This is a genomic window from Nonomuraea sp. NPDC003727, from assembly GCF_053586935.1.
The window spans coordinates 80,052-102,495 of sequence record NZ_JBSFNE010000009.1 but is presented as its reverse complement, the minus strand read 5'-3'; the positions used below and the strand labels follow the sequence as shown (position 1 = coordinate 102,495).

The window sequence follows — 22,444 nt, the reverse complement described above, 5'->3', positions numbered from 1 at the left end:
AACACTCATTTTTGCCTCCTGGCAGATTCACCTGGCGCCGGGGTTCCCGGCCGGTATCCAGACCATCAGTCAGAAGAGCAGCGAACCTCCTGGCAGCGGATGATCCTGACCGGGGCCCTGAGTCCTCCCCCGCGGCCGCGACCAGGACCCTGGTCCTAGTCCGGGTCCGCGCGGTGAGAGCATTCCGACTGCTGTGCAACCCTGGTTCGGGGGCCAAGAGGCCTGGTACAGGGGGAAGTCAGACATGTCCAGGAGCCGATACGTCGGGTCCGGCGATGCCCGGGAGCTGCCGTGGAGCCGTAACGACGCGCTCGTGATCGGCGGCGCCTGCGTGATGAACCTGCTCAGCTACGTGTTCTTCAACGCCTCCGACGGCCGGCACACCGTGAGCGTGACCGGGTTCCTCTTCGTCGCGCTGACAGCCCTGCCGCTGCTGGCCCGGCGTCGCTACCCGGTGGCGACGCTCGCCGCCGTCCTGGCACTCGACGCGACTGCCACCCTGACCGTGCCGCTGCCCTGGCACTTCGGCGCCGTGCTGGTGGTCGCCCTGTACTCGGTCGCCAGGGCCTGCCCCGGCCGCGTGACGGCGCTCGCGGCCGTCGTCACGGTAGCGGTGACGCTGCTGAGCCAGAGCAACGGCCGCATTCCGCCCTGGCAGGACGCGATCACCCCGCCCCTCACCACCCTGATCGTCGTCGGCGCCGCCATGGCGATGAACCGCTGGCAGCGGGAAGTGGACGCCAACCGCAGACTCCTCGCCGACCGTGCGGTGGCCGACGAACGCCGCCGCATCGCACGGGAGTTGCACGACATCGTGGCCCACCACATCACCACCATGCAGCTGATGGCCGGCGGAGCGCGGGCCAACCTCGCAGAACCGGAGGTGGTCAAGGACGCCCTGGTCACCCTCGAGTCCTCCGGGCGGCTCGCGCTGCGCGAGATGCGCCAGCTCCTGGACGTCCTACGGGACGGCGACGAACCCCCGGCCGCGCCGTCCCAGCCCCAGCCGGACGCCGACGACCTCGACCGCCTGGCGACCGAATCCCGCCTCGCCGGAGTGCCGACCGAGTTCAGCGTCCACGGACAGTGGCGCCCGTTGCCGCCGACCATCGGCCTCACAGTGTTCAGGATCGCCCAGGAGGCCCTCACCAATACCCGCAAGCACGCGGGGACAGCCCGCGCGTCCATGAAGCTGACCTACCGTCAGGATCGAGTCACCATCGAAGTACGCGACGACGGCGGGGGCAGCCCGCCACAGGAGGGGGCGCGCGCCGGCGGATACGGCCTGATCGGCATGCGCGAACGCGTCGCCCTGCACGGCGGCACCCTCACCGCGGGCCCGCAGGCCGACGGTGGGTTCGCCGTGGTGGCCGACCTGCCGCTGACCACGGACGAGGCCGTCCAGCACGAAGGGGCGCACCCATGACCGCGCCGCCGATCAGAGTGCTGATCGTGGACGACCAGTTGCTGGTACGGCGCGGCCTGTCGCTGATCCTTTCCCCCGACCCGTCCTTCGAGGTCGTGGGAGAGGCCGAGAACGGCGCGCAGGCCGTCACCCTTGCCCGCCAACTACGCCCCGACGTCGTGGTGATGGACATCAGGATGCCCGTCCTCGACGGAGTCGGCGCGACCAGGGAACTCGCCTCCACCGTGCCCGGCAGCCGGGTCCTGGCCCTCAGCACCTTCGACATGGACGAGTACCTCGTGGGCGCCCTGCGCGCCGGAGCCTACGGGTTCCTGCCCAAGGACAGCTCACCTGAGGACCTGAGCGCGGCGATCCGCACCGTCCACGCCGGCGACGCCGCCGTCGCTCCACGCCTGCTCACCCGGCTGATCTCCACCTACGTACGGGCGCCTCACGGCACCCGGCCGACACCCACGGGCCTGGACGAACTCACACCCCGCGAGGTCGAGGTATGGCGGCTGATGGCCACGGGCCTCGACAACACCGAGATCTCCCGCGCCCTCGGCCTCAGCCTCTCTACCGTCAAGAACTACATCACCAGCATCTTCGACAAGCTCTCCGTGCGCGACCGCGCCCAGGCGGTCATCGCGGCCTACGAATCAGGCCTGGTCACCGCCCGCCAGGTAACCGGGAACCCGCCCACCGGATAGCGCGGCCTGCCGGTGCGGTTGCTTTCACACCACCGCGTCGCCACCGTCCACGACCAGATCACCGCCCGTCACCCAGACCGACTCCGCTGAGGCCAGGAAGACGGCGGCGCCCGCGAGGTCCTCCAGGGTCCCGCACTGGCAGGATTACCGTCGGATACCGCCCTGAGCTGGGGCTAGTGTCATCCACCTGAAATTCGTCGGCAATATTGAGCGGGGGATTCGAGGATCTCCTCGGCTGTCTTGGTCCACGCGAACGGCTTGGGGCCTCGTTCACTGGTCCATCCAGGCGCGGATGTCCACGCAGGCCCGTGCCGCCGGGCTCGACGTCGTGAAGATCGCGCAAGATCCGGGGCCGGAGCCAGAACACGGCGCAGCCGCAAGAACGGCCAGCCAAAAGCGAACGACGCCGCCCCGACCGTCACGCCCCTGCCGTGCACCGAGCTCCCGCCGAAGCACCGGGGGTCAGAGAGATTTGGAACGGAATCCGGCGTTAACGAGGTTCCCGCTGGTCAGCGAGTCGAGCCCTTCGCTGCCTCTGAACGCGGCCAGCGCCGGATTCGGTTCGGTTTCACAGCGCGACTTTGATCTACATTGCGTGACGGTAGGTAGCCGTTGGTAACGGTTGGGTCGCCCTGATGACCCTGTGCCTGTTGAGTCATACGTTGCGTACATGCCTGTCGACTTCCTGAGCGACTCAGAAGCGGCGAAGTACGGCCGTTACTACGGCCCGCCCACCCGGGCCGAGATGGAGAAGATCTTCTTCCTCGACAATGAGGACATGGCCCTGATCAAGGGGCATCGTGGCCGGCACATCCGGTGCGGCTTCGCTCTTCAGCTCGTGACCGTTCGCTATCTGGGGTGCTTTCTGGCTGATCCGCTGGAGGTGCCGAACGAGGTCCTGGACGTCGTCGCCGCGCAGTTGGGGATCGAGGATCCGTCCTGCGTGAAGCGTTACACCGAGCGGGACAAGACGCGGCTGGAGCACACCTGGGAGATCGCCAAGGCGTTCGGGCTGAAGGACTTCGCCTCGGCCGAGGCTGAGCTGGCGGGTAAGGTGCGGGCGCACGCGTGGAACACCGGCGACGGGCCGACCGCGTTGTTCCAGTACGCGGTGCGCTGGCTGCGGCAGAACGATGTGCTGCTGCCGGGGATCAGCACGCTGACCCGGCTGGTGGCGCGCGAGCGGGAACGCGCCACGCGGGAGCTGCATGACACCCTGGTCGCGCTGCTCAGCGCGCAGCAGCGGGCGGTGCTGGACCTGCTGCTGGAGGTGCCGCCGGGCAAGAAGGTCTCGGATCTGGAGCGCTGGCGGAGCGGCCCGTCGAAGGCGTCGGGGCCGCAGATCGTCAAGTCGCTGGATCTGGTGGCCAAGATCGGCGGCACCGAGCTGGGCCGGCTGGAGCTGGATGCGGCGGTGCCGCAGCGGCGGCTGGACGAGCTGGCCCGCTACGGCCTGACCGCCCACTCCTCCCAGTTGAAGAAGCATCCCGCCTCGCGGCGGCTGGCCACGCTGCTGGCCACCGCGCAGCGGCTGGAGACCAAGACCATCGACGACACGCTGGAGCTGCTGGACCTGCTCATGGTGACGGAGCTGCTGGGGCGCGCGCAGCGGGAGGCCGACAAGCAGAAGGTCGTCAAGCATCCCCGGCTGGCCAGGGCCTCGGCCTGGCTGGCCCAGGCGGTGGAGGTGCTGCTGGAGGCCGAGGGGTGGAGCGAGGACGTGCGGCTGTTCGAGGTGTGGGAGATGATCGACGCGGTGGTGCCGCGCGCTCAGCTGCGCTCGGCGGTGGCCACCGTGACCGGGCTGGTGCCGCCGCCGGACGCCGAGGACGACGGCGGCTGGCGGGCGGAGATGGCGAGCAAGTACGCGACCGTGTCGGGGTTCGTGAAGCTGCTGACCGCGGTGATCGCGTTCGAGGCCAACGCCGAGGGAGCGCGGGTGCTGGCCGCAATGAAGGCCCTGCCGGAGGCGCTGGCCTACCGCTCGCGCCACCATCCGGTCACGGTGCTGCCGCTGCGGCTGATCGATGCGCTGGTGGTGACGGGTGCGTGGAAGCGGCTGGTGTTCGGCCATCCGGCCCGCACGGACGGGCTGGTTGACCGTAACGCGTATGTGTTCTGCGCGCTCGAGCAGTTCCACCGCCATCTCAAACGCCGCGAGATCTACGCGCCCGCCTCCAGCCGATGGCGCGACCCGGACGCGCAGCTACTCAAGGGCTCGGCGTGGGCGGCGGTCAAGGACAGCGTGCTGACCGACCTGGGGCTGCCCGAAGACCCCACCGGGCTGCTGGCCGAGCACGCCGAGCGGCTGGATCGCGCCTACCGGGTGGTGCGGGCCGGGCTGGCCGCGAATGCCGCTGTCACCATCGACGACGACGGCAAGATCCACGTGGCCAGCGTGAAAGCGATCGATGAGCCGCCGTCGCTGATCGACCTGCGCAAGCGGGTGGAGGCGATGATGCCGCGGGTGGACATCTCCGAGGCGGTCGTGGAGGTACTGGGCTGGTGCCCGAAGTTCATGGAGGCCTTCACCTCGATCGCCGGCACCGGCCCGCACCTGGACGACCTGGACATCACGGTGGCCGCGTGCCTGACCGCCCAAGCGCTGAACATCACCTACGGGCCGATCGCGGTCAAGGGCGTGCCCGCGCTGGAACGGCACCGGCTCGGCTACGTCGACCACACCTACCTGCGCGCCGACAACTACGCCGCCGCCAACCCGCACCTGATCGCCAAGCAGGCCGGGATCGGTTTCGCCCAGGCGCTGGGCGGCGGCCTGGTCGCGGCCATTGACGGCATGCGGTTCGTCGTCCCGGTGCCGTCGGCGTACGCCCGGCCGAATAAGAAGTATTTCGGTCCGAAGCGCGGAATAAGCTGGTTGAATATGATCAACGATCAGGCGTTCGGGATCGCGTCGAAAATCGTGACCGGGATTGCCTGCACGCGCTGGATGTCATTTTCGGCTCGGGCGAGGGCCGCCGGGCCGATGTGATTGTCACCGATACCGGATCTTACAGCGATCTGGTATTCGGGCTCGCGTCTGCTGGACAAGGAGTACCGGCCCGCGCTGGCCGATCTGCCCGATCAGAAGCTGTGGCGGGTGCAGGCCGACGCCGACTACGGGGCGTTGAACGCGCTGGCGCGCGGGCGGTTGGACCTGGGCAAGGTCGCCCGCTGGTGGCCGGACATCCTGCGTCTGGTCGGCTCCATCTACACCAGCGCCGTCAACCCCTACGACGTGGTGCGGATGCTGCAACGCGACGGCCGGCCGACCGCGATGGGCGAGGCGATCAACATCTACGGCCGCATCTACAAAAGCTTGCATGTGCTGGCGCTGATCGACGATGAGGGCATGCGGCGCGGCATCAAGGGCATCCGCAACCTCCAGGAGGGCCGCCACGATCTGGCGCAGAAGGTCTTCCATGGCCGCAAAAGCCAGGTGTTCCAGCGATACTACGAGGGAATGGAGGACCAATTGGGTGCGCTGGGCATTGTTCTGAATTGCCTGGTGCTGTGGAACACCGTCTACATCGATGACGCTTTACGTCAGCTGTGCGCGCAGGGCTATCCGGTGCTGGATGACGACATCGCCCGGCTCAGCCCGTTCATCAGGAAACACATTAATGTGCACGGCCGGTATTCCTTCCAGCGGCCGCAACTGGGCGGCGGGCGGCGGGCGCTGCGTGAACCTGACGCCGACGACGCCGACGATGAGGACTGACGGCCAGCAGGAGATGAACGGCCCTGTCAGAGGCGGATGACGGGCATCATCGGGAGTGCTTGCGCCGGACCGCGGCGCCCTGGCCCTCGGCCGGGCGGGTAGCCGGTAGGCCTCGCAGCGGGTGTTTGCCGGCCACCGTGCGATGGTGGCCGAGGCCGTCGGCGGGCTGCCAGTGCACGTTGGTGGCCCAGTGCAGGCGTTCGAACAGGCTGATGAGCGCGGCGGAGGGGTCGATCTGGCGAGGGCCGCGGCCGTGCCGGGCGCAGTTGGGCTGGCTGTGGTGGCCGTTGTGCCAGCTTTCGCCGAAGGACAGCAGGGCCAGCGGCCACAGGTCGGTGGAGCGGTCGTGGCGGCGGGTGGTGTGCGGCCGCTCGCCGATCATGTGGCACAGGGAGTTGACGCTCCAGGTGACGTGCTGCAGCAGGGCGATGCGGACCAGGCCGGCCCAGATGAACGCGGTCAGGGCGCCGTACAGGCCGCCGCTGATCGCCCAGCCCGCCGCGAACGGCAGCAGCAGGGAGGCGGCGCACAAGGCGGGGAAGGCGCGCGAGATCCGCAGCATGGCCGGATCGTTGCGCAGCAGGTCGGGGGCATACCGCCCGGCCGAGGTGGGTTCGGCGGAGAGCAGCCAGCCCAGGTGGGCGTGGGCCAGGCCGCGCAGTTGCCCTCCGAGGCCGGTGCCGTAGCGGTAGGGGGAATGCGGGTCGCCGGGCCGGTCGGTGAAGGCGTGGTGGCGGCGATGGACGGCCACCCAGTCGATGAGGTTGCCCTGAAAGCTCATCGACCCGGCCACGGCCAGGACAACGCGCAGCCACGGGCGGGCGGTGAAGGAACGGTGGGTCAGCAGCCGGTGGAAGCCGACCGTCACCCCCAGCCCGGTCACCACGTAGAAGACGGCGGCCAGCAGCAGGTCGGTGAGGGTGATCCCGCTTCCCCACGCCAGCCAGATGCCGGCGCCCAGCGCCAGGAACGGGGCGATGACGATCGCCGCGGTCAGCGTCACCGGGACGATGCCGGCCCGCGCGGGCGCAGCGGGGCGGGGGAACGGCGCATGGCCGTCATAGCCCGCCTCGGCGGCGGTGCGGGTGGTGCTCGGCATGCCGGTCACGCCATGACCGGGAATCGGTGGTCCAGCCCGGTGATGCGCAGCAGCCGGGCCACGCGCGGGGGAACGCCGGTCAGGGCCAGCGTGATGCCCCGTGTCCGAGCACGGCCTTGCACGCCGACCAGCACGCCGATCCCGCCTGCCCCGCAGAAGGTGACCTGGGACAGATCCACGATGAGCAGGTCGGTGCTGTGGTCGAGGGCGTTGATCAGCCTCTGGCGCAGCCGGGCTGTGGTGAAGATGTCGATGTCCCCCGACAGATGCACCAGGGTCGGCGCCGAGGCGCTCACCCCGGCGAGCGGGGCGGTGTCGATGACGGTCATGGAATGTCTCCTCACGGGAGAAGCTGAAAGGTGATGAGATGCCTGCCGGCCGAAGATCGGCCCGCCGCCAGTACGGGCGGTGCCAGGACCGCTCGATCCGGCCGGCAGGCGGCACACGGGGTCATTGCGACGTTGTCGGCCGTCCCATGGCTGGCTGCGCCATCTGCCCGACGACCGACCCGCCCTCGTCCTCCCAGCGGGCCGAGCCGTCGGCCGTGGCCCCCGGAGCGGGGTCTGGTGGCAGCTGCGCGAGGGTGAGGATGGCGTCGATGCTCAAGCCGGCGATGTCCTGGGCGGTGAGCTTGAGCGTGGCCCCGGCGGCGCCGGCGGCGGTACCCGAAGGGACGACCAGCAGGACGACCGGCTCGCCGGCGGCGAAGCTAAGAGTGATCACACGCGGGTCGGTGTGGCGGAACCAGCCGATGCGCACCTGACGCCCGCGCGCCGGGATGCGGCGCGGGATGTTCTGCCACACATCACAGTGCAGGCCCACGCGGAGCGTGACCCGATCGAGCAGCCGGTCCACGGCGGCGATGAGGCCGGGCAGTTCGGCGGCCGCGTCACGGGAGGAGGGCCACCAGGCCCCGTCCACCACCGCTCGCCCATTCGGCACCGGGCGGAGACTGAGCCGTAGCGCGGAATCGGCCCGAGGGATCGCGGACGAGGCGGAGCTGAGCGGTGCGGGTTGAGAAAGAAGTGTCGGCGTCATGGTCGCCTGACCTGTCCAGGCCCGAAGAGGCCGGTGGTGGTTCGCCGGGGGCGACGCAGACCTGAATGCCAACGCTCGAAAAGACCTCGGTACCTTCAGTGTACGCCATAACTTCCGGAATCACGCAATTCCGGAAGTAGACTGAGCGGGTGACTTCCGGAAACACGCTGTCAGGGATCACGCAATCGGCCGGAGCAGCTTCCGGAAACACCAGCCGGTCGCGGGCCGTGCCGCTCCCCGCCCCCCACGCCGCCGTCCTGGCCGGCTACACCGCCGCACTCGCGCGCGCCCCGCTGGCCGACTCCACCAAGACCAAGTACGCCTCCCGGCTGCGCGGCTACCTGACCTGGATCGCCGGCCAAGCCGCGGCCGACGCCCTGGACGGCGACCCGCTCACCGACCCCATCGCCGCCACCGGCGCCGTACGCGACTTCCGCCGGCATCTGAAGAACGGCCGCCGCGCCCCCAACACCATCGACACCTACCTGTCGGCCATCGACGACTTCTATGCTCGCCGCGGCCTCGGCAAGCCCCAGGTCCGCCGCGAACGCGACGCGCGCCGCACCGCCCCCCGCGCCCTGGACGCCCGGCGCACCCGCCGCTACGTCCGCCACGTCCAGCTCACCGCATCCCCGCGCGACAAGGCCATCGCCCTGCTGCCCTACTACGCCGGCCTGCGCATCTCCGAGGTCGTCGGCCTGGACCTGGCCGACGTCCGCCTGTCGGCCCGCAGGGGCGAACTGCGCATCCGCGGCAAGGGCCGCGATGGCGGCAAGATCCGCCTGCTGCCCGTCCATGCGGACCTGCGCCAGGCCCTAACCGACTGGCTGGAGGCCCGCGCCGATTGGAAGGGGGCCGGCACCCACGCCGCGGTGTTCCTCAACCACCGTGGCGGCCGCCTGAGCGACCGCGCCGCCCGCGACATCATCACCGGCCTCGGCGACGCCGTCGGCCTGGGTGACGACCCCACCGAACCCTTCAGCCCACACGTCCTGCGCCACACCTTCGCCACCCAGCTCATCCGCGACGGCAAAGACCCCATCCTGGTCGCTGAACTCCTCGGCCACGGCTCGCTGGACACCACCCGCCGTTACGCCCTGCCGACCGAGGCAGACAAGGCCGCCGCCTTGGACGCCCTCATCGCCGACCATTGACCACAAATCCGGTTCGGGGTGGATGACGGGTTTGTCACTGCCTGTATCCAGCTTGGAGGGCGTCGCGTCCGCCGGACACGGCAGGCGGAGGTGGAGGGTGGTTGCCTACAGCGTTCGACGCTGGGCAGGTATCCCTTTGCGGATCCTGGCGAAAGGAGCCGGCCGTGCCTGAGAATATCGCGCTGATCCTACGATTCCACCTGATGGGCGGCGAAGACGTCTCCGTGATGAGCGGAGACTTCGGCGAGGAGGCGGAGGCGATAGCGGCGATCGCTCGTGCCGTGGACGAGCGGCGCAGCCTCGTGCTGATGCGGGCAAGATATGACCGTGAGACCGACGTGAACAGCGTGGTCATCAACCTCGCCAACGTGGTGTCGGTGCGTGTGTCGAAGACAGCCAGCGCCGAAGCGGGCCAATACCTGTAGCGGCGGGCTGCCCCGGCGCACCCTGACCTCGGCCAGCCTCACGGTGTCCCGGCGAATCTCCACCGGTGCCCGATCGTCGTCCGGGGTACGGTCGTCGACAAAGGCGCACATAACGCCAATCAAAGGAACCGTGATCTGTTCAAGACAATGGCGGTTCGTGAGCATTTTGGTCCGGGCGTGCCGGGGCCCGGCGTTGTGACGCAAGCGGGGGTGGCTGTTACCCGGCCGGCCCTAACGGAATCCGGCATTCACCACGTTCAGGTGGGCGAGCGAGACCCCGCTGACCAGCGGGATCCGTGTTAACGCCGGATTCCGTTCCAAATCTCTCTGAGTGCCGCACCGGAGAGCATCGCCCAGGGCACGGCGCGTAGCCACTCCTTCGGCAACGGCGGGCGACGACGACTGCTGTCGGCGTTCTCATAAACGATCCATTCCCAGAGCAAGATCAAAAAGAGCTGCGCGGGAATCGCGAAGCCCCGGTTCGGTTCGCAGAACTCGTTCTCACGCAAAGATGGGTTCGGGGTACTTCTGAGAAATGTTTGTGAAAGTATCCATGGGCATGACGGCCCCTCAAGAGACATCCCCCAGCGATGCCGACCGCGATGCCGACGAGGTCGAGCGGCACCCCTGCCCCCGCTGCACGGCCGAGCCCGGCTCGCCGTGCCGCGCGCGCTCCGGCGCGGTCGCAGGCACCTACCACACCGGCCGCTTCACCAAGGTGCCCCGGCTCGCCAAGCTCCTGCGTGTGCCGACCCCCGCCGACCGCGGACCCGGCCAGCCGTGGCGCCCCGGCACCCCGGTTCCGCTCGCCCTCGCACCGGACGCTCCGACCGCCGACATCCGCATCGGGTACGCACGGTGCAGCTCGCTCACTCAGGAGCTGCAATCGCAACTGGACGCGCTGTCCGCGCACGGCATCGGCCGCGAGAAGATCTTCTCCGAGAAGATCAGCACCCGGGTGCGCGTAAGGCCACAGTTTGAGGCCGCGCTCGTGCTGGCCCGCCAGATCAAGGCCCACGCCCCGCACTGCCGGGTCATCTTCACCGTCTACGAGATGAAGCGCCTGGGCCGCGACGCCGCCGAACTCACCGCCCTGGCCGATCACCTCACCGCGCACGGCCTGGTCCTGGAGATGCTCGCCGGGCCCCTGCCCGGGATGTACGACCCCAGCGGGCCCGGCCGCCTGCTGTTCGCGTTCTTCGCGGCGATGGCCGAGACCGAACGGGAGAACGTCCGCGAGTCGACCCTCGAAGGACTCGACGCGGCGGCCCGCAAGGGCAAGCACGGCGGCCGGCCGCCCGTCATCACCGACGACATGCTGCACACCGTGCTCCGCCGCCGGGCGAACGGGGAATCGGTCGAGCAGATCCAGCCCGACCTGATCATCCCCACCGGCAAACGCAAGGGCCTGGCCCCCAGCGTCGCGAGCATCTACCGAGCGCTCGCCGAGCACGAGAAGCAGGAGGCATACCCCGAGGCCGTCGCCCAGGCGCACGCCAACTTCGCCAGCCTCCAGGACGCCGACCACATCCCCCGCCCCCGCCGAACCCGCATCCGACGCCCAGACGATCCGCTCACGCCCGAACAAGCCGAGCTTCGACAGCGTCTGCAGGACCAGGTCCTGCAGCCCGCCCATCGGGCCGACCCAGGCGGAGGATCAGGAACTACCCCGCAAACGCTGTGAGCAGCCGCTCGCGCTGCGCCTCCTCAAGTCCGCCGACGCGTCGCTTCGCCTCGACCCCGCACGTCGCCATCAACGCGGCGACCTTCGCCGGCCCATAACCAGGCACCGCTCGCAGCACCTGAACGACCCTCGTCTTCTGGACAACGATCTCTTCCTCCGCCCGGGCGAACACTTGCGCCACCGTGACCGTCCCGGCCCGGACCCCAGCCAACAGTTCGCTACGCGCCCTCCGCGCCTCGGCGGCCTTAACCACCGCCACAGCCCGCTGCTCAGGGGTCAACGTCGGTACCGCCATGGATGGCCTCCTCGCACATCAGCTTTCCCCTGCCACGCCATGAGCCCAGCGAGGGTGTCGGCTCCATCATGGAGCACTGTCAACAGATGTGACACTAAACCCGGTTGGCCGTTCCACTCCTACTGGCAGGCCAGGTCGCCGGCCTTTCCGTAGAAGAGGTCCTTGTTGGCGGAGTTCCAGTTCTCCACCACGTTCAGGCCTTCGTGGATCTCGCGGCGCAGTTCTTCGGCGGCGAGGTAGTCGCAGATGAAGATGGTGCGGATCACCCGGCCGAGTTCCTCGATCGCCCGGTAGGTGGGGTGCTTGGGGCCGCCGCGGGTGAAGCGGCGCAGCATCTGGTGGGCCTGCGCGTCGACCTTCACCTGCCCCGCCATGAACTCCACCGCCGGGCGAGGCACGTCCTCCCGGCGAGGGAACCTCGCTTCCAGCTCGAAGAACTTCAGCATCAGACCGAAGCCGAGCCGCGTCGCCCCGGACTTGTTCGCCAGTAGCGCGAACTCCTCCTCATCCAGCGTGCAGCACTCGATCAGGTCCTCTAACTCCCAGTCACGTCGCATGCCCGCCCGCACCCTTTCTCCCGATCTCCAACGGAGGGGCAGGAGAAGCATGGTTTGTAACCGCCCGACTACCGATCGGCATGCCCGAGCCGTGATCGCGACGTAGCGGACCTGAGACGCAACGCTCAGTTACATTGCCCCCGTCTCAAACTGGCTTTCCATACTGCGAGCCATTCGAACCACGATTGCACAGAGCTACTTTGCCCCTGGTGACGGCGACCCGAGCGCCGGGCCTCGAGGTGGGGGCCCTCGCATGTCGACGAGGTCGCGGCCCAACGCGTCGAGTAGGCCGCCCCTTCCCTGCGGGAACTGCACTTCTCGCAAGTTTTGTCGCGACCATCGAACACAACAGACCTCATTTTCTGATTTATATTTTCTAGAAAACCAATAATGCTAAGCTGTTTCCGTGACAGCGGAGACGACAGTCGTGACGCCTTGTGTGCACTGTGGGGCGCCGATCGAGCAGCGCAAGGGGAGAGGCCGTCCCCGGGCGTACTGTGCGGGCACCGACTGCCAGGCGGCGGCCAAGCGTGAACGCGAGCTCCGCCGAGCCACCCCCGGTCTTGAGGGCGCGCTGGCCAGGGCCGAACAGCTGTACGAACGCATGGAGACCGGGCTGGCGGCCGCTATCGAGCCGCTGGCACGGGCGCTGGCCGAGGAGCTGAGCCCGGCGGGTGTGGAGGCGAAGCTGAGCGCCGTGCAGGCCGAGGCGCACACCAGGGTGGCCATCGCGCGGACCGAGCGGGAGCAGGCCTTCGAGCAGGTACGGCTGGCAAGGGAAGCGGCCGAGCACGCACGCAAGCAGACCGCGGAGATGCGTCAGGTGGCCGAGGAAGCGCAGGCCGAGCGCGACACGGCGCTGGCCGACGCGGAGACCGCGCGCGAGCAGGCACTGGCCGCATTGCGGGAGGCGGCGACGACCGAACGTGTGGCCAGGCAGGCGGCGGCCGCGGCGGAACAGCGGGCGGAGCAGGCCGAGCAGGCGCGCGACCAGGCGGCCAGAGAACTGGCCGAGCGCGTAGAAGCGGCTGAGGCGATGGTGCGCGAGGAACAGACGCGGGCCACGGAGGCCCAGGAGGAAGCGCGGGCACAGGTCGAGACGGCCCGGGCTGAGGCGAAGGCCCAGGTCAAGAAGGCTCGGGAGGAAGCGAAGGCACAGGTCAGCGCGTCTCAGCAGGACGTGGAGCGGGCCGAGCTCGCCGTACGGCACGCCCAAGAAGAGGCGGAACGAGCGGTCACGGCCGCACGGGCGGAACGTGACGCCGCCAGAGCAGACGCTGTCCAGGCCGCGAAGGCGCGGGAGCGAGCCGAGCGGGACGTCGCGGCAGCGCAGGCACGGGCCGCGGCGGCGGAGGCCGAACGTGATCGCATCGCCGAGCGTGTGGAGGCCGAGCGGCGGCGGGCGGTCGAGCGTGCCGAGGCCGCCGAGGCGCGCGCGGCTCAGGCGGGAGAGGCGAACGCCAGGCTGGCGGCCGAGGCCGAGGCGCGGATCCAGGCGGTGGAAAGGGAGCGCGGCCTGACGATCGCGGCAGTCCGGAAGGAGCGGGACGCGGCGGTCAAGGCGGCCGAGCGCGACCGGGACCTCGCGGTGGCGGCGGCGCAGCAGGGCGGCGCGCTGGCGGAGGAGCGGGATCAGCTACGTCTGGAACTGCGGCTCGAGCAGGCGCGGATCATGGACCTCCGTGCCGAGTTGGAGGCGGTGCGAGCGGAGGCAGCCCAACTGCGTGAACGAGCAGTGACGGCCGAGCTCAGGCTTCGTTGACGGCCTCGAGGAACGGCGGTACAGCCGTTGGCACCAACAATGGCTGTGGGACTCGAAGTGAATGGGAACGGGGCGTGGCGTTAGCGGCCGGCATCCATCGCATCAAGTACGGACGGCCGGGAACTCCCACGGCGAAAGGCAAAGTAGAGCGATAGCCCAGACGATCGCGGCCCGCTCGCGTTTGCGGGTGGCGGCCGACGGGCGCGCCGAGGTCGGCGAGGAAGGCCCGGATGGGGACGGCGATGATCTCGGCGAGGTCGCCGTCGCAGTAGGCGGTGAACGGCAGCAGGATGTCAGTCATGTCAGGTGTACCGCCTCGCTACTACCGGCCTGAGCGGGCGGTGGCCGCCGACGAGTCGGTGTCGTGGGTGATGGTCGATGAGGACCTGGACCTACATGTCGAGGTCTGCGCGTACCTGGCGGGGCTGCGCGCGACGGGCCGGGCGTTCAACACAGGCAGGCCGCGTCGAGCCGGTGCTCGCAAAAAGACGTCGACCGGCTGCCCTCGGCAGCGGTAACGTCCTGGGTCGATGTGGAGCGAAGTGCGACCGCCGACGACGACTCAGGTCCGCGACGCCTTCGGTGTCGAGGTGGGCGAGTTGCGGCCGCATCCGGGCGGGTTCGAAGCGGATGCGTTCACCGACGGGCGCTGGTTCATGAAACTTTGGCGTCAGCAGCCCGACAGCGACGCCGCTCTGGCGCTGACCGCTGAGTTGGCAGCTCGGGGCATCCCCGTTCCTGCGGCGGAGCGAGCACTTGACGGCTCGTACACCTCCGAGCATCACGGCCGGCGCTACGCGCTGTTCCCGTTCGTCGACGGCCGCCAGGGAACGTGGAACGACGCCGACGCGATCGCGCGGGCGATGCGCGCCGTGCACGAGATCACCGACCTCGTCCTGTCCTGCACCGATATGGACGAGTGGTGCATCGAGGTGCTGCGCGACCGGCACGACCACCCTTGGATCGTCGACCGCCGCGACGAGGTCATGGCCAACGTCGACCGGCTCGAAGCGGTGATCGAACGGGCACGCGCGATCGACGTGCCCCACGTCGTGTGCCACCACGACCTGTTCCCTCACAACGTCCTCGTTGACCGCGACGGTCGCATCGCGACGCTGCTCGACTGGGGTCGCGCGATGCTGGCGCCGCGCGAGCACGATGTGTTCGCCGCCTTGTGCGGGCCGGACCCTGTGCGCTTCCTGCGCGCCTACGGCGCGGAGGGACTCGACCTCACCCACCTCGAGTACGCCCGGCTCGCCCGCTCGCTGCGCGACCTTGCAGTTCGCATCTACGACGAGGTCGACCTGGAGGGCGTCAACACCTGGGGTTTCGACGGGTTGCGCCGAGTGGACGCCGATCTCGTGCTCTCCCGACCTTTTTGCGATCGCTGAGGTCACCCGATGCGTCCATCGACGAGATTGCGGCGCGATCGACGCCGGATCACCGTCCTGGGTCGGCTCATTCCGCCGGCGGGTGTTCGAGTTCGTCGCTGAGCAGGTGGGCCCGCCAGGTCAGCGCCATCCGCGCGGTCGGCGTCCCGACACGGCAGATCAGGTTCACCACCGATCGCGCCCAGGCCATCCCATCGCTCCGGCACCGGCTCCCGCGAGCCGCTCTTCGGTAGTAACGATCGGTCCCTGCTGACCGGCGCTCCTGAGACCGACTGAGGCCTCGTTGCGGACACCGTCTCCAACGAGGCCGCCCAGGTCAGAGGCTCCGCAACGATCAGCGGCTCAAGATAACGGTCGCTTATGAAACAGCTCTGCCGGTTCACGGACGAATGTTGATCTCCCGGGCGGCTTCGCACAGGCTTGGCCGCCCGCGAGCGTCGTTCAGCCGACGGGCGGCCGCAATGATGGCCTGGGTCAGATAGTCGGCATACTTCGCGGGCACGAAGCCGGCCGGCGCCCCCGGCGGGCACCTTACGCCCGCCGAGCCGGTTCATCTCCCGTGTGCGCCCAGCGCCTGGATGGTCTCGACTGCCTGACCGAGACCGAGGTCCGCACGGCTCGTGTAAGCATTTACTTTCCATCGCCGGATCGTCCATCACACGTCAATTGACGGTCCGTAGCTTCGTCGACGTGCCGCTGATCAGCGGGCGCGAAGGTGGAGGCGATGAGGGAATTGCAGTCCTCGGAGTACGGGCGGATTGTCGAAAAGGCTCTGGTCGGAGCGGGACGTCGTGATTGGGAGGTGATAGGGGGCGATTACTGGTGCCAGGTCGAGCCCTCCGGTCACCTGAATCGGCTGCAGGGCTGGAAAATCCACGTGTCCGCGCGGGCCGACAACGCGGTGGCAGTGCTGGAGGCCGCGGCCGGAGTGCTGGTCGGAGAATCGTGCCCGTTCAAGTTCGTGGTCTCTCCTGACCGGCTCGCCCGGTCGTTGTCGAGGGAGAACGATCGCGCGTTCAGCGGGAAGTTCATCACGGCGTACCCGGACGACGACGAGCAGTTCGTCCGTCTTCTTGAGATCCTTCATCAGGCGACCAGAGGGCTGCCCGGGCCGCAGATCCTTTCCGATCGCCGGTACCGCGATGGCATCGTGCAGTACCGCTACGGCTCGTTCGCCAGCGTGCGCATGCTCGGCGACAACGGCGTCCATCGCGACATGCTCGTTGCTCCGGACGGGTCGCTGGTTCCGGACCTCCGGGTGGCATGGTTCGCGCCTCCGCCGTGGGCGCGGGATCCGGTGGTGGCGCGGGAGGAGGTCGTGGCCGACATCGAGCCGTTGATCGGTCGCTATCGCGTCACCGGGGCCATCCGGCATTCCAACAAAGGTGGCGTCTTCCGGGCGGTCGCCGAGGACACCGGTCAGCGAGTGATCATCAAGCAGGGCCGTCCGCACATCGATGCCAACGTTCACGGCGACGTGCGCGACCTGCTTCGCAACGAAGCCGAGATGCTCACCAGGCTGACTCCGTCGGGACTCGTCCCACGGTTCGTGGAGATGTTCGAGCTGGAGGATCACCTTTTCCTCGTCGAGGAAGAGATCCCCTGGCGATCACTCCAGGACTGGGTGGCGGTTGCCAAGGGCGCGCGGCTGCCGGACGAACGTGTGGTCGAGGTGGCTCGCGCCGCTGTCGAGCTGGTGGCCGAGATCCACCGTGCGGGTGTGGTGATCCGCGATCTGACTCCCGCCAACGTGCTGCTCAGTGACGCGGGGGAGTTGCGTCTCATCGATCTGGAGGCGGCGACCGTAGCAGGCAGTGAGGCGGTGCGGCTCGGCACGCCCGGTTACGCCGCTCCGGAGACCGCGGGTGAGGTTCCACCTCCCGCTGACCAGGCCGGGGACCTGTTCGGCCTGGGCGCGGTGCTGGCGTTCGCCGCGTTGGGGCAAGATCCCCTCCTGGTCGCCGATGACCGTCCGACAGACGGCCGGATGGCGGCTTGGCTGAAGCAGGCGGCGTCGTGGCATCCCTCCGCCGGCCTTCTCGCTCCGTTGATCTGCGGGCTCATGAAGGACGATCCCGCAGCGCGCTGGTCCTTGAACCGTGCACGCCGCTTCCTGAACGCGTCCGCGGCGCGGGAGGCTCCGGCGTCGGCCACGCCTCCCGATGCCGACGCGATGATTCGCTCCTCGCTGGAGCATCTGCTGGACACGATGGCCCCGCGCGAGTCGTGGCTGTGGCCGGCCGAACCCGGGCTGGACCACGCCGACCCCGCTCTCGTGCAGTGGGGAGCCGGCGGCGGCCTGTCCGCTCTCGCCGCCGCCTGGGCTGTGCGCGATCAGGTGGAAGTGGACCGAGGGCGGCTGCTGGAGGCGATGCGCCACGGCTGTCGCTGGCTCGATCGCTACCTGGACACGGTCTCGCGCGTCCTCCCCGGCCTGTACGTGGGTCACGCGGGCGTCGCCTGGACCGCGTGGGAGGTGGCCACCGTCGTCGGTGACCAGCGGGTCGCCGACAGAGCGCTACGGCTCGCGCGCCGCCTGCCCATGCGCTGGCCCATTCCCGATGTGGTGCACGGCCTGGCCGGCGGCGGACTGGCGTTGGTCCACCTGTGGCGAAGAACGGGTCAGGCCGAGCTCTCGCACCGTGGCCAGATCCTCGCCGACGGCCTGGTCGAGTCGGCCCAGCCGATCAAGGATGCGGTCTGCTGGCCGCTCACGGTCGATGTCGCCTCGGAACTGGAGAAGGGCTCCTACCTGGGGTTCGCGCACGGCAACGCGGGAGTCGGGGCCTTTCTCGTCGCGGCCGCGGCGGCCTGGAACCGGCCCGACTATCTGGAGACGGCCGTCGCCGCGGCCGACCTGCTCGTGACCACCGCCCAGATCGACGGCGAGGCGGCCTGGTGGAGCGACCGGCTGGACCGCCAAGATCGGCGCCTGCCCAACTGGTGCCACGGTTCCTCCGGCATCGGAACCTTTCTCCTGCGCCTGTGGCGTGCCACCGGCCGGGACGTCTATCTCGATCTCGCGCGAAAAGCCGCCGTCGCCGTGCGAGAAGACACCGCGCGTTCCTGTCCGGGGGCCTGCCACGGGCTGGCGGCGGAGGGACACTTCCTCCTTGATCTCGCCGACGTCCTGGAGGAGGAGAAGTACCGCGCGTGGGCCGGTGAACACGCCACCGGGCTGGCCGTACGCTCCGTCGAACGAGATGGACGCCACCTGATCGGGGACGCCTCCGGCCGTCAGGTGAGCGCCGGCTACGCCGGCGGACTCGCCGGATCCCTGAGCTTCCTTCTTCGCCTGCGACACGGGGGAGCGCGCCCGTTCATGCCGGACGGGCCTCACTGACCCACGGCGACAGCCGTGCCGATCCTTCTCCCACCGGAAGGAGGTGGAACCACTATGACCGCTCCCCAGACTCTGACCGCTCCGCAGCGGATGCGAGACGAGCAGGGGCCTTCGACCGACGCCCGGGAGGCGTGCATCAACTGGGCCTGCGTGTCCGACAGCAGCCGCCCGCACACCATCTAACAGCTGCTTCATAGGAGAAACGATGAGCAACGACATCAAGCTGGAAGCCCTGCAGCGTCTCCCGCAGGAGCAGGGGTCGTCCGCGCACGGACAGCGTCCCTGCGTCACCGCTACCCTCATCAACGGTAGCCGCCCGTGGACCATCTGATCCCTGTGTGATCCAGCGGAGGCGCGGGCCCAGGCCCGCGCCTTCGCGCATAACCAGCGCTCGATTCGGAAAATCAATGATCGGTTCAACAGGAACCCGGCGCCTGCTTTGGGGATCGGCACGGGCCGCCCGCCGCGACACGGCCGTCTTCGCGATCGCGGCGGCAACAGGGATCATCGTCGCCCTGGCGCTGCCCGCCACGCTCAGCTCCATCGTCGATGCGATAGCGCGAGGCGGCAGCCCCGCGCCTGCGATCGTGCAACTGGCCTGCCTGGCCGCCCTCGACCTGTGTGCCACCGTCGTGACGAGTTCCACCAAGAACGCCTCGGTCGCCAGATCAGGGGCCTGGCTGCGGCGCAGCATGGTCGATCACATACTCGCCGTAGGCCTGCCCGTCACCCGGCGCTGGGCCGCGGGAGATCTGGCGGCCAGGATGGTGGGCGGGGCGTCGGCCGCCGCCGACGGCTCCTTCACCGCGGTCACGGTAGCTCTCACCGCCGTCACCGCGGCCGGCGCGGCCATCGCGTTGTGGCTGGTGGTCCCCTTCGGCGCGCTTGTCTTCCTTACCGCCGCAGCCGGTGCGATCTATGTCCTGCGCCGGGGGACGAAGGCGGTCGGCAGGACCTCGGCCGACTACCAGAGCGCGCAGGGGCGCATCTCGGCCAGACTCAGCGAGACGCTCACCGGCGCACGGACGATCGAGGCCAGCGGTACCCAGGCCAGAGAGGTCGACCGCATCCTCGCCTCGCTGCCTGAGCTGACCGCGGCAGGCCGCGCGAACTGGCGCACACAGGGGAGCGTCGGCCAGGCTCTGAGCCTGCTGACCGCGGCCGCCCAGGTCGCCATGCTGGCGCTGACCGGTCTCGGGATCGCCGCCGGATGGCTGCGGCCCGGCGACATGGTCGCGGCCGTCGCCTACGTCACGCTGGGCATCAACGCGGTGCATCAGCTCTCCGCGGTGACCTACCTCAGCCATGTCCGCAGCGCCGCAGACCGTATCTCACAGGTGCTCGACACTGCCCGGCCGCGGTCCCGCACGCCGCTCACCACCGCACCACAGGCACTCCTCCTCAGCGGGATCATCGTGCTGGACGAGGGCCGCCGGGTGCTCGACGGCCTCGATCTCGCCGTGCCCGTGGGCAGCACGGTCGCGATCGTGGGCCGGTCCGGGTCGGGCAAGTCGGCGCTCGCCCGAGTCGCCGGAGGGCTGCTCGTACCGGATGAGGGAAGTGTCACCTTTCGCGGACAGCCCGTCCTGCCCGGTGACGCCGCCTACGCCTTCGAGCAGCCGGAGCTGGTCGGCGACACCATCGGCCAGGCCTTGGCGCTGGGACGACCGCACGCAAGCCCCGCCCAGATCGCGCGTGCGGCCGAGGCCGCCTGCGCGGCGGGATTCATCCGGCGCCTACCGGACGGCTACGCCACGCCGCTGACAGGGCTGGTGCTTTCCGCCGGCGAAACCCAACGCCTCGGCGTCGCCCGCGCCATCGTGCACGACAGCCCCATCGTCATCCTCGACGAGGCCACCTCCAGCCTCGACACCGCGACAGAAGCCGCGGTGTCGGACGCGCTGCGAACCGCCTTCGCCGGCAAGACCCGCCTGGTCATCGCCCACCGCCCCGCTGCCGCGGCAGCGGCCGACCTGGTCGTCTGGCTGCAGGACGGTACGGTCCACGCCGTCGGCACGCACCGTGATCTGTGGGCCGAGGCCCACTACCGGCAGCTGTTCAGGACGCCGGAGGACAGAGCATGATCGGCCCGTTTCTGCGCAACCGGAACACCGCTGCCCTCTTGGCCTGGTCCGCGCTCGACAGCCTGCCCGTCCTGCTGTCGGGAATCTGCGTCACCATGGCGCTGGATCGCGGCTTCCTGGCCGGACGCCGGGACGTCGGGCTGGTGTGGATCGCCGCCCTCGGCGCGGCTCTCGCCGTGCGCGCCATCACGGCCCGGCGGATCAACGAACGGCTTGCCGATCTTGTCGAGCCGATCCGGGTAGACCTGGTCCGCCGCGTCGTCCGCGCGACCGTGAGCAAGGCGGTGCGTGAACCGGGCAAGACCCGGCACTCGGCGATCGCCCAGATCACCTCGCAGGTGGATGCGGTGTGCGCCTTGACCGGGGCAGCCGTTCTCGCGGTCAGGGACACGGTCCTCATCACGGGCGCGGTCCTGATCGGCCTGACCGCGCTCAAGCCCGTGCTGGCCCTGGCCACGGCGGTCCCGGTGACCGCCGCCTTGTTACTGCTCATCGCCTCGCTGCGGACTCTGGCGGCCCGGCAGGCGGCGACGATCACGGCCAACGAGGAGGTCGCTCAGGAGTCCGCCGCGCTCCTGCTAGGGCTGCGCGACATCCTCGCCTGCGGGGCGCAGCCGCTCGCGGCCGAACGGATGTACGCGGCCGTCGAACGGCTGGCCGGCGCCACTCGGGGCCTGTCCAGGAGCGGTACGGTGCGCGCCGCCGTTCTCGCCATCGGCGGCTACCTGCCCCTGCTGGCCCTGGTGGGGTTGGCGGCCTGGCAGCACGCCACCGGCGGGATGCAGACGGGCGTGCTGCTGGGCGTGGCGACCTACATCTTCGCCCATCTGCTGCCCATGCTGCGCGCCACGGTCCAGAACGCCAACTCCGTCGGCCTGCCCCTGCTCATCACCGTGCGCCGCCTGCGCGAGGCGACCCGCGTCGACGAGGTCACCTCATGCCGTGGCGTCGCCGTACCAGCCGAACCGGATCTGCGGCTGGAGCGGATCGCCTTCACCTACGGTCGTGTCGCCGAGCCCATCGTCTGTGATCTGAGCGTCACGGTGCCCTTCGGCCGTCACGTCGCCATCGTCGGGCCGAGCGGTGTCGGAAAGTCGACCCTGGCCCGGCTCATGTGCGGTCTGTCGCGGCCCAGCGCCGGCGCGGTTCTGCTCGGCGAGCAGCCCATACAACGCCTCGATGGCGCCGAGCTCTCCCAGGCGATCACCCTGGTGCCGCAGGACGCCTACATCTTCACCGGAACGGTCCGGGAGAACCTGGCCTATCTGGCGCCGCAGGCGAGCACCACCACGCTGACGCGGTCGGCCGAGGCTGTGGGCGCCGCCGCGCTCATCGAACGGCTTGGCGGTCTGGACGCAGCCCTTGAGCCGAGCCGGCTGTCGGAGGGGGAGCGGCAGCTCATCGCGCTGACCCGAGCCCATGCGAGCGCCGCCCGCATGGTCATCCTCGACGAGGCCACCAACCATCTCGACTCAGCGGCCGAGGAGCAAGCCGAAGACGCCTTCGCCAAGCGCGGGGGAACGCTCATCGTCATAGCCCATCGCCTCAGCTCGGCACTGCGCGCCGACATGGTCATCGTCATTGACGACGCGCAGGTGCAGTGGGGCACCCACGAAGAGCTGCGCACAGCCTCCCCCTGCTACGCCCGGCTGCTGCGCTACTGGAACACATCCGTTAATTGACACTCACAAACGGAACAGGCACTGCCGCTGCTGATTCCCGACGACACCTTCTTCGCCACCACATGGCAGCGGGGAATGCCGCTGCCCCGATGAC

Annotated in this window: 19 protein-coding genes and 2 pseudogenes; 14 read left to right on the top strand and 7 right to left on the bottom strand. The window is 69.4% G+C overall.

All coding sequences use genetic code 11. The annotated features are described in order from the left end of the window. Positions 1-244 precede the first annotated feature (244 nt). On the top strand, positions 245-1,426 hold the full coding sequence (locus ACWDLG_RS23365; RefSeq protein ID WP_449923056.1) for a sensor histidine kinase: 1,182 nt from the start codon (positions 245-247) through the stop codon (positions 1,424-1,426). Further along, entirely contained in the window at positions 1,423-2,115 is a 693-nt protein-coding gene (locus ACWDLG_RS23360) for a response regulator (protein WP_306861057.1), read from the top strand. The genes ACWDLG_RS23365 and ACWDLG_RS23360 overlap by 4 nt, the downstream gene beginning before the upstream one ends. A 24-nt stretch (positions 2,116-2,139) precedes the next feature. On the opposite strand, the gene ACWDLG_RS23355 is transcribed toward ACWDLG_RS23360, so the two are convergent. After that, a complete protein-coding gene (locus tag ACWDLG_RS23355; RefSeq protein WP_354908887.1) occupies positions 2,140-2,241 on the bottom strand; it encodes a hypothetical protein in 102 nt (33 codons plus the stop codon). A 544-nt stretch (positions 2,242-2,785) separates the two neighbouring features. Here ACWDLG_RS23355 and ACWDLG_RS23350 point away from each other — a divergent pair. Continuing rightward, a pseudogene (locus tag ACWDLG_RS23350) lies at positions 2,786-5,836 on the top strand (Tn3 family transposase). A 46-nt stretch (positions 5,837-5,882) separates the two neighbouring features. Here ACWDLG_RS23350 and ACWDLG_RS23345 read toward each other — a convergent pair. The 3 genes from ACWDLG_RS23345 to ACWDLG_RS23335 all read right to left on the bottom strand — a co-directional run bounded on the left by ACWDLG_RS23345 (position 5,883) and on the right by ACWDLG_RS23335 (position 7,973). Next, on the bottom strand, positions 5,883-6,935 hold the full coding sequence (locus tag ACWDLG_RS23345; RefSeq protein WP_449923052.1) for an acyl-CoA desaturase: 1,053 nt from the start codon (positions 6,933-6,935) through the stop codon (positions 5,883-5,885). 5 nt (positions 6,936-6,940) lie between these two features. Continuing rightward, a complete protein-coding gene (locus ACWDLG_RS23340) occupies positions 6,941-7,264 on the bottom strand; it encodes an STAS domain-containing protein (protein WP_449923049.1) in 324 nt (107 codons plus the stop codon). Between the two features lie 121 nt (positions 7,265-7,385). Then, complete coding sequence (locus ACWDLG_RS23335; RefSeq protein WP_449923046.1) at positions 7,386-7,973, bottom strand: DUF5994 family protein; 588 nt, start codon at positions 7,971-7,973, stop codon at positions 7,386-7,388. A gap of 149 nt (positions 7,974-8,122) precedes the next feature. On the opposite strand from ACWDLG_RS23335, the gene ACWDLG_RS23330 reads away from it, so the two are divergent. The 3 genes from ACWDLG_RS23330 to ACWDLG_RS23320 all read left to right on the top strand — a co-directional run bounded on the left by ACWDLG_RS23330 (position 8,123) and on the right by ACWDLG_RS23320 (position 11,236). Next, positions 8,123-9,127 (top strand): tyrosine-type recombinase/integrase, encoded by a 1,005-nt coding sequence (locus tag ACWDLG_RS23330; RefSeq protein ID WP_449923043.1) that lies wholly within the window; start codon positions 8,123-8,125, stop codon positions 9,125-9,127. 164 nt (positions 9,128-9,291) lie between these two features. Further along, positions 9,292-9,552, top strand: coding sequence for a hypothetical protein (locus ACWDLG_RS23325; RefSeq protein WP_449923040.1), 261 nt, complete (start codon positions 9,292-9,294; stop codon positions 9,550-9,552). A 559-nt stretch (positions 9,553-10,111) separates the two neighbouring features. Further along, positions 10,112-11,236, top strand: coding sequence for a recombinase family protein (locus ACWDLG_RS23320; protein ID WP_449923037.1), 1,125 nt, complete (start codon positions 10,112-10,114; stop codon positions 11,234-11,236). Here ACWDLG_RS23320 and mihF read toward each other — a convergent pair. Both mihF and ACWDLG_RS23310 read right to left on the bottom strand, forming a co-directional pair. Next, entirely contained in the window at positions 11,217-11,531 is a 315-nt protein-coding gene (mihF, locus tag ACWDLG_RS23315) for an integration host factor, actinobacterial type (RefSeq protein WP_354908654.1), read from the bottom strand. The genes ACWDLG_RS23320 and mihF overlap by 20 nt on opposite strands. A 128-nt stretch (positions 11,532-11,659) precedes the next feature. Beyond that, a pseudogene (locus tag ACWDLG_RS23310) lies at positions 11,660-12,088 on the bottom strand (Tn3 family transposase); the annotation flags it as partial. A 406-nt stretch (positions 12,089-12,494) separates the two neighbouring features. Between ACWDLG_RS23310 and ACWDLG_RS23305 the strand changes: the two are divergent. Then, positions 12,495-13,850 carry a hypothetical protein gene (locus ACWDLG_RS23305; RefSeq protein WP_449923034.1) on the top strand — a complete coding sequence of 452 codons (1,356 nt, stop codon included), beginning with the start codon at positions 12,495-12,497 and terminating at the stop codon, positions 13,848-13,850. Here the strand turns inward: ACWDLG_RS23305 and ACWDLG_RS23300 are convergent. Next, positions 13,837-14,151: a hypothetical protein gene (locus tag ACWDLG_RS23300; RefSeq protein WP_449923032.1), complete on the bottom strand. Its 315-nt coding sequence runs from the start codon at positions 14,149-14,151 to the stop codon at positions 13,837-13,839. The genes ACWDLG_RS23305 and ACWDLG_RS23300 overlap by 14 nt on opposite strands. On the opposite strand from ACWDLG_RS23300, the gene ACWDLG_RS23295 reads away from it, so the two are divergent. The 7 genes from ACWDLG_RS23295 (at position 14,150) to ACWDLG_RS23265 (ending at position 22,350) form a co-directional block, all read left to right on the top strand. Next, on the top strand, positions 14,150-14,368 hold the full coding sequence (locus ACWDLG_RS23295) for a hypothetical protein (protein ID WP_449923030.1): 219 nt from the start codon (positions 14,150-14,152) through the stop codon (positions 14,366-14,368). The genes ACWDLG_RS23300 and ACWDLG_RS23295 overlap by 2 nt on opposite strands. Before the next feature lie 12 nt (positions 14,369-14,380). Beyond that, positions 14,381-15,241, top strand: coding sequence for a phosphotransferase enzyme family protein (locus ACWDLG_RS23290; protein WP_449923027.1), 861 nt, complete (start codon positions 14,381-14,383; stop codon positions 15,239-15,241). Positions 15,242-15,965: 724 nt separating this feature from the next. Next, entirely contained in the window at positions 15,966-18,584 is a 2,619-nt protein-coding gene (gene lanL, locus ACWDLG_RS23285; protein WP_449923024.1) for a class IV lanthionine synthetase LanL, read from the top strand. Positions 18,585-18,638: 54 nt separating this feature from the next. Next, positions 18,639-18,767, top strand: a complete 129-nt coding sequence (locus ACWDLG_RS23280) for a hypothetical protein (protein ID WP_354908484.1) — start codon at positions 18,639-18,641, stop codon at positions 18,765-18,767. 22 nt (positions 18,768-18,789) lie between these two features. After that, complete coding sequence (locus ACWDLG_RS23275; protein WP_354908481.1) at positions 18,790-18,915, top strand: hypothetical protein; 126 nt, start codon at positions 18,790-18,792, stop codon at positions 18,913-18,915. Between the two features lie 76 nt (positions 18,916-18,991). Beyond that, the gene (locus tag ACWDLG_RS23270) at positions 18,992-20,668 is read left to right on the top strand and encodes an ABC transporter ATP-binding protein (RefSeq protein ID WP_449923021.1); all 1,677 of its coding nucleotides are present in this window, start codon (positions 18,992-18,994) and stop codon (positions 20,666-20,668) included. Continuing rightward, entirely contained in the window at positions 20,665-22,350 is a 1,686-nt protein-coding gene (locus ACWDLG_RS23265; RefSeq protein WP_449923019.1) for an ATP-binding cassette domain-containing protein, read from the top strand. Before ACWDLG_RS23270 ends, ACWDLG_RS23265 begins: the two co-directional genes overlap by 4 nt. Positions 22,351-22,444 lie beyond the last annotated feature (94 nt).

Coding starts and splice junctions, on each gene's coding strand:
- ACWDLG_RS23365 (WP_449923056.1), top strand. CDS start 245: ATGTCCAGGAGCCGATACGTCGGGTCCGGCGATGCCCGGGAGCTGCCG.
- ACWDLG_RS23360 (WP_306861057.1), top strand. CDS start 1,423: ATGACCGCGCCGCCGATCAGAGTGCTGATCGTGGACGACCAGTTGCTG.
- ACWDLG_RS23345 (WP_449923052.1), bottom strand. CDS start 6,935: ATGCCGAGCACCACCCGCACCGCCGCCGAGGCGGGCTATGACGGCCAT.
- ACWDLG_RS23340 (WP_449923049.1), bottom strand. CDS start 7,264: ATGACCGTCATCGACACCGCCCCGCTCGCCGGGGTGAGCGCCTCGGCG.
- ACWDLG_RS23335 (WP_449923046.1), bottom strand. CDS start 7,973: ATGACGCCGACACTTCTTTCTCAACCCGCACCGCTCAGCTCCGCCTCG.
- ACWDLG_RS23320 (WP_449923037.1), top strand. CDS start 10,112: ATGACGGCCCCTCAAGAGACATCCCCCAGCGATGCCGACCGCGATGCC.
- mihF (WP_354908654.1), bottom strand. CDS start 11,531: ATGGCGGTACCGACGTTGACCCCTGAGCAGCGGGCTGTGGCGGTGGTT.
- ACWDLG_RS23295 (WP_449923030.1), top strand. CDS start 14,150: ATGTCAGGTGTACCGCCTCGCTACTACCGGCCTGAGCGGGCGGTGGCC.
- ACWDLG_RS23300 (WP_449923032.1), bottom strand. CDS start 14,151: ATGACTGACATCCTGCTGCCGTTCACCGCCTACTGCGACGGCGACCTC.
- ACWDLG_RS23290 (WP_449923027.1), top strand. CDS start 14,381: ATGTGGAGCGAAGTGCGACCGCCGACGACGACTCAGGTCCGCGACGCC.
- lanL (WP_449923024.1), top strand. CDS start 15,966: ATGAGGGAATTGCAGTCCTCGGAGTACGGGCGGATTGTCGAAAAGGCT.
- ACWDLG_RS23280 (WP_354908484.1), top strand. CDS start 18,639: ATGACCGCTCCCCAGACTCTGACCGCTCCGCAGCGGATGCGAGACGAG.
- ACWDLG_RS23275 (WP_354908481.1), top strand. CDS start 18,790: ATGAGCAACGACATCAAGCTGGAAGCCCTGCAGCGTCTCCCGCAGGAG.
- ACWDLG_RS23270 (WP_449923021.1), top strand. CDS start 18,992: ATGATCGGTTCAACAGGAACCCGGCGCCTGCTTTGGGGATCGGCACGG.
- ACWDLG_RS23265 (WP_449923019.1), top strand. CDS start 20,665: ATGATCGGCCCGTTTCTGCGCAACCGGAACACCGCTGCCCTCTTGGCC.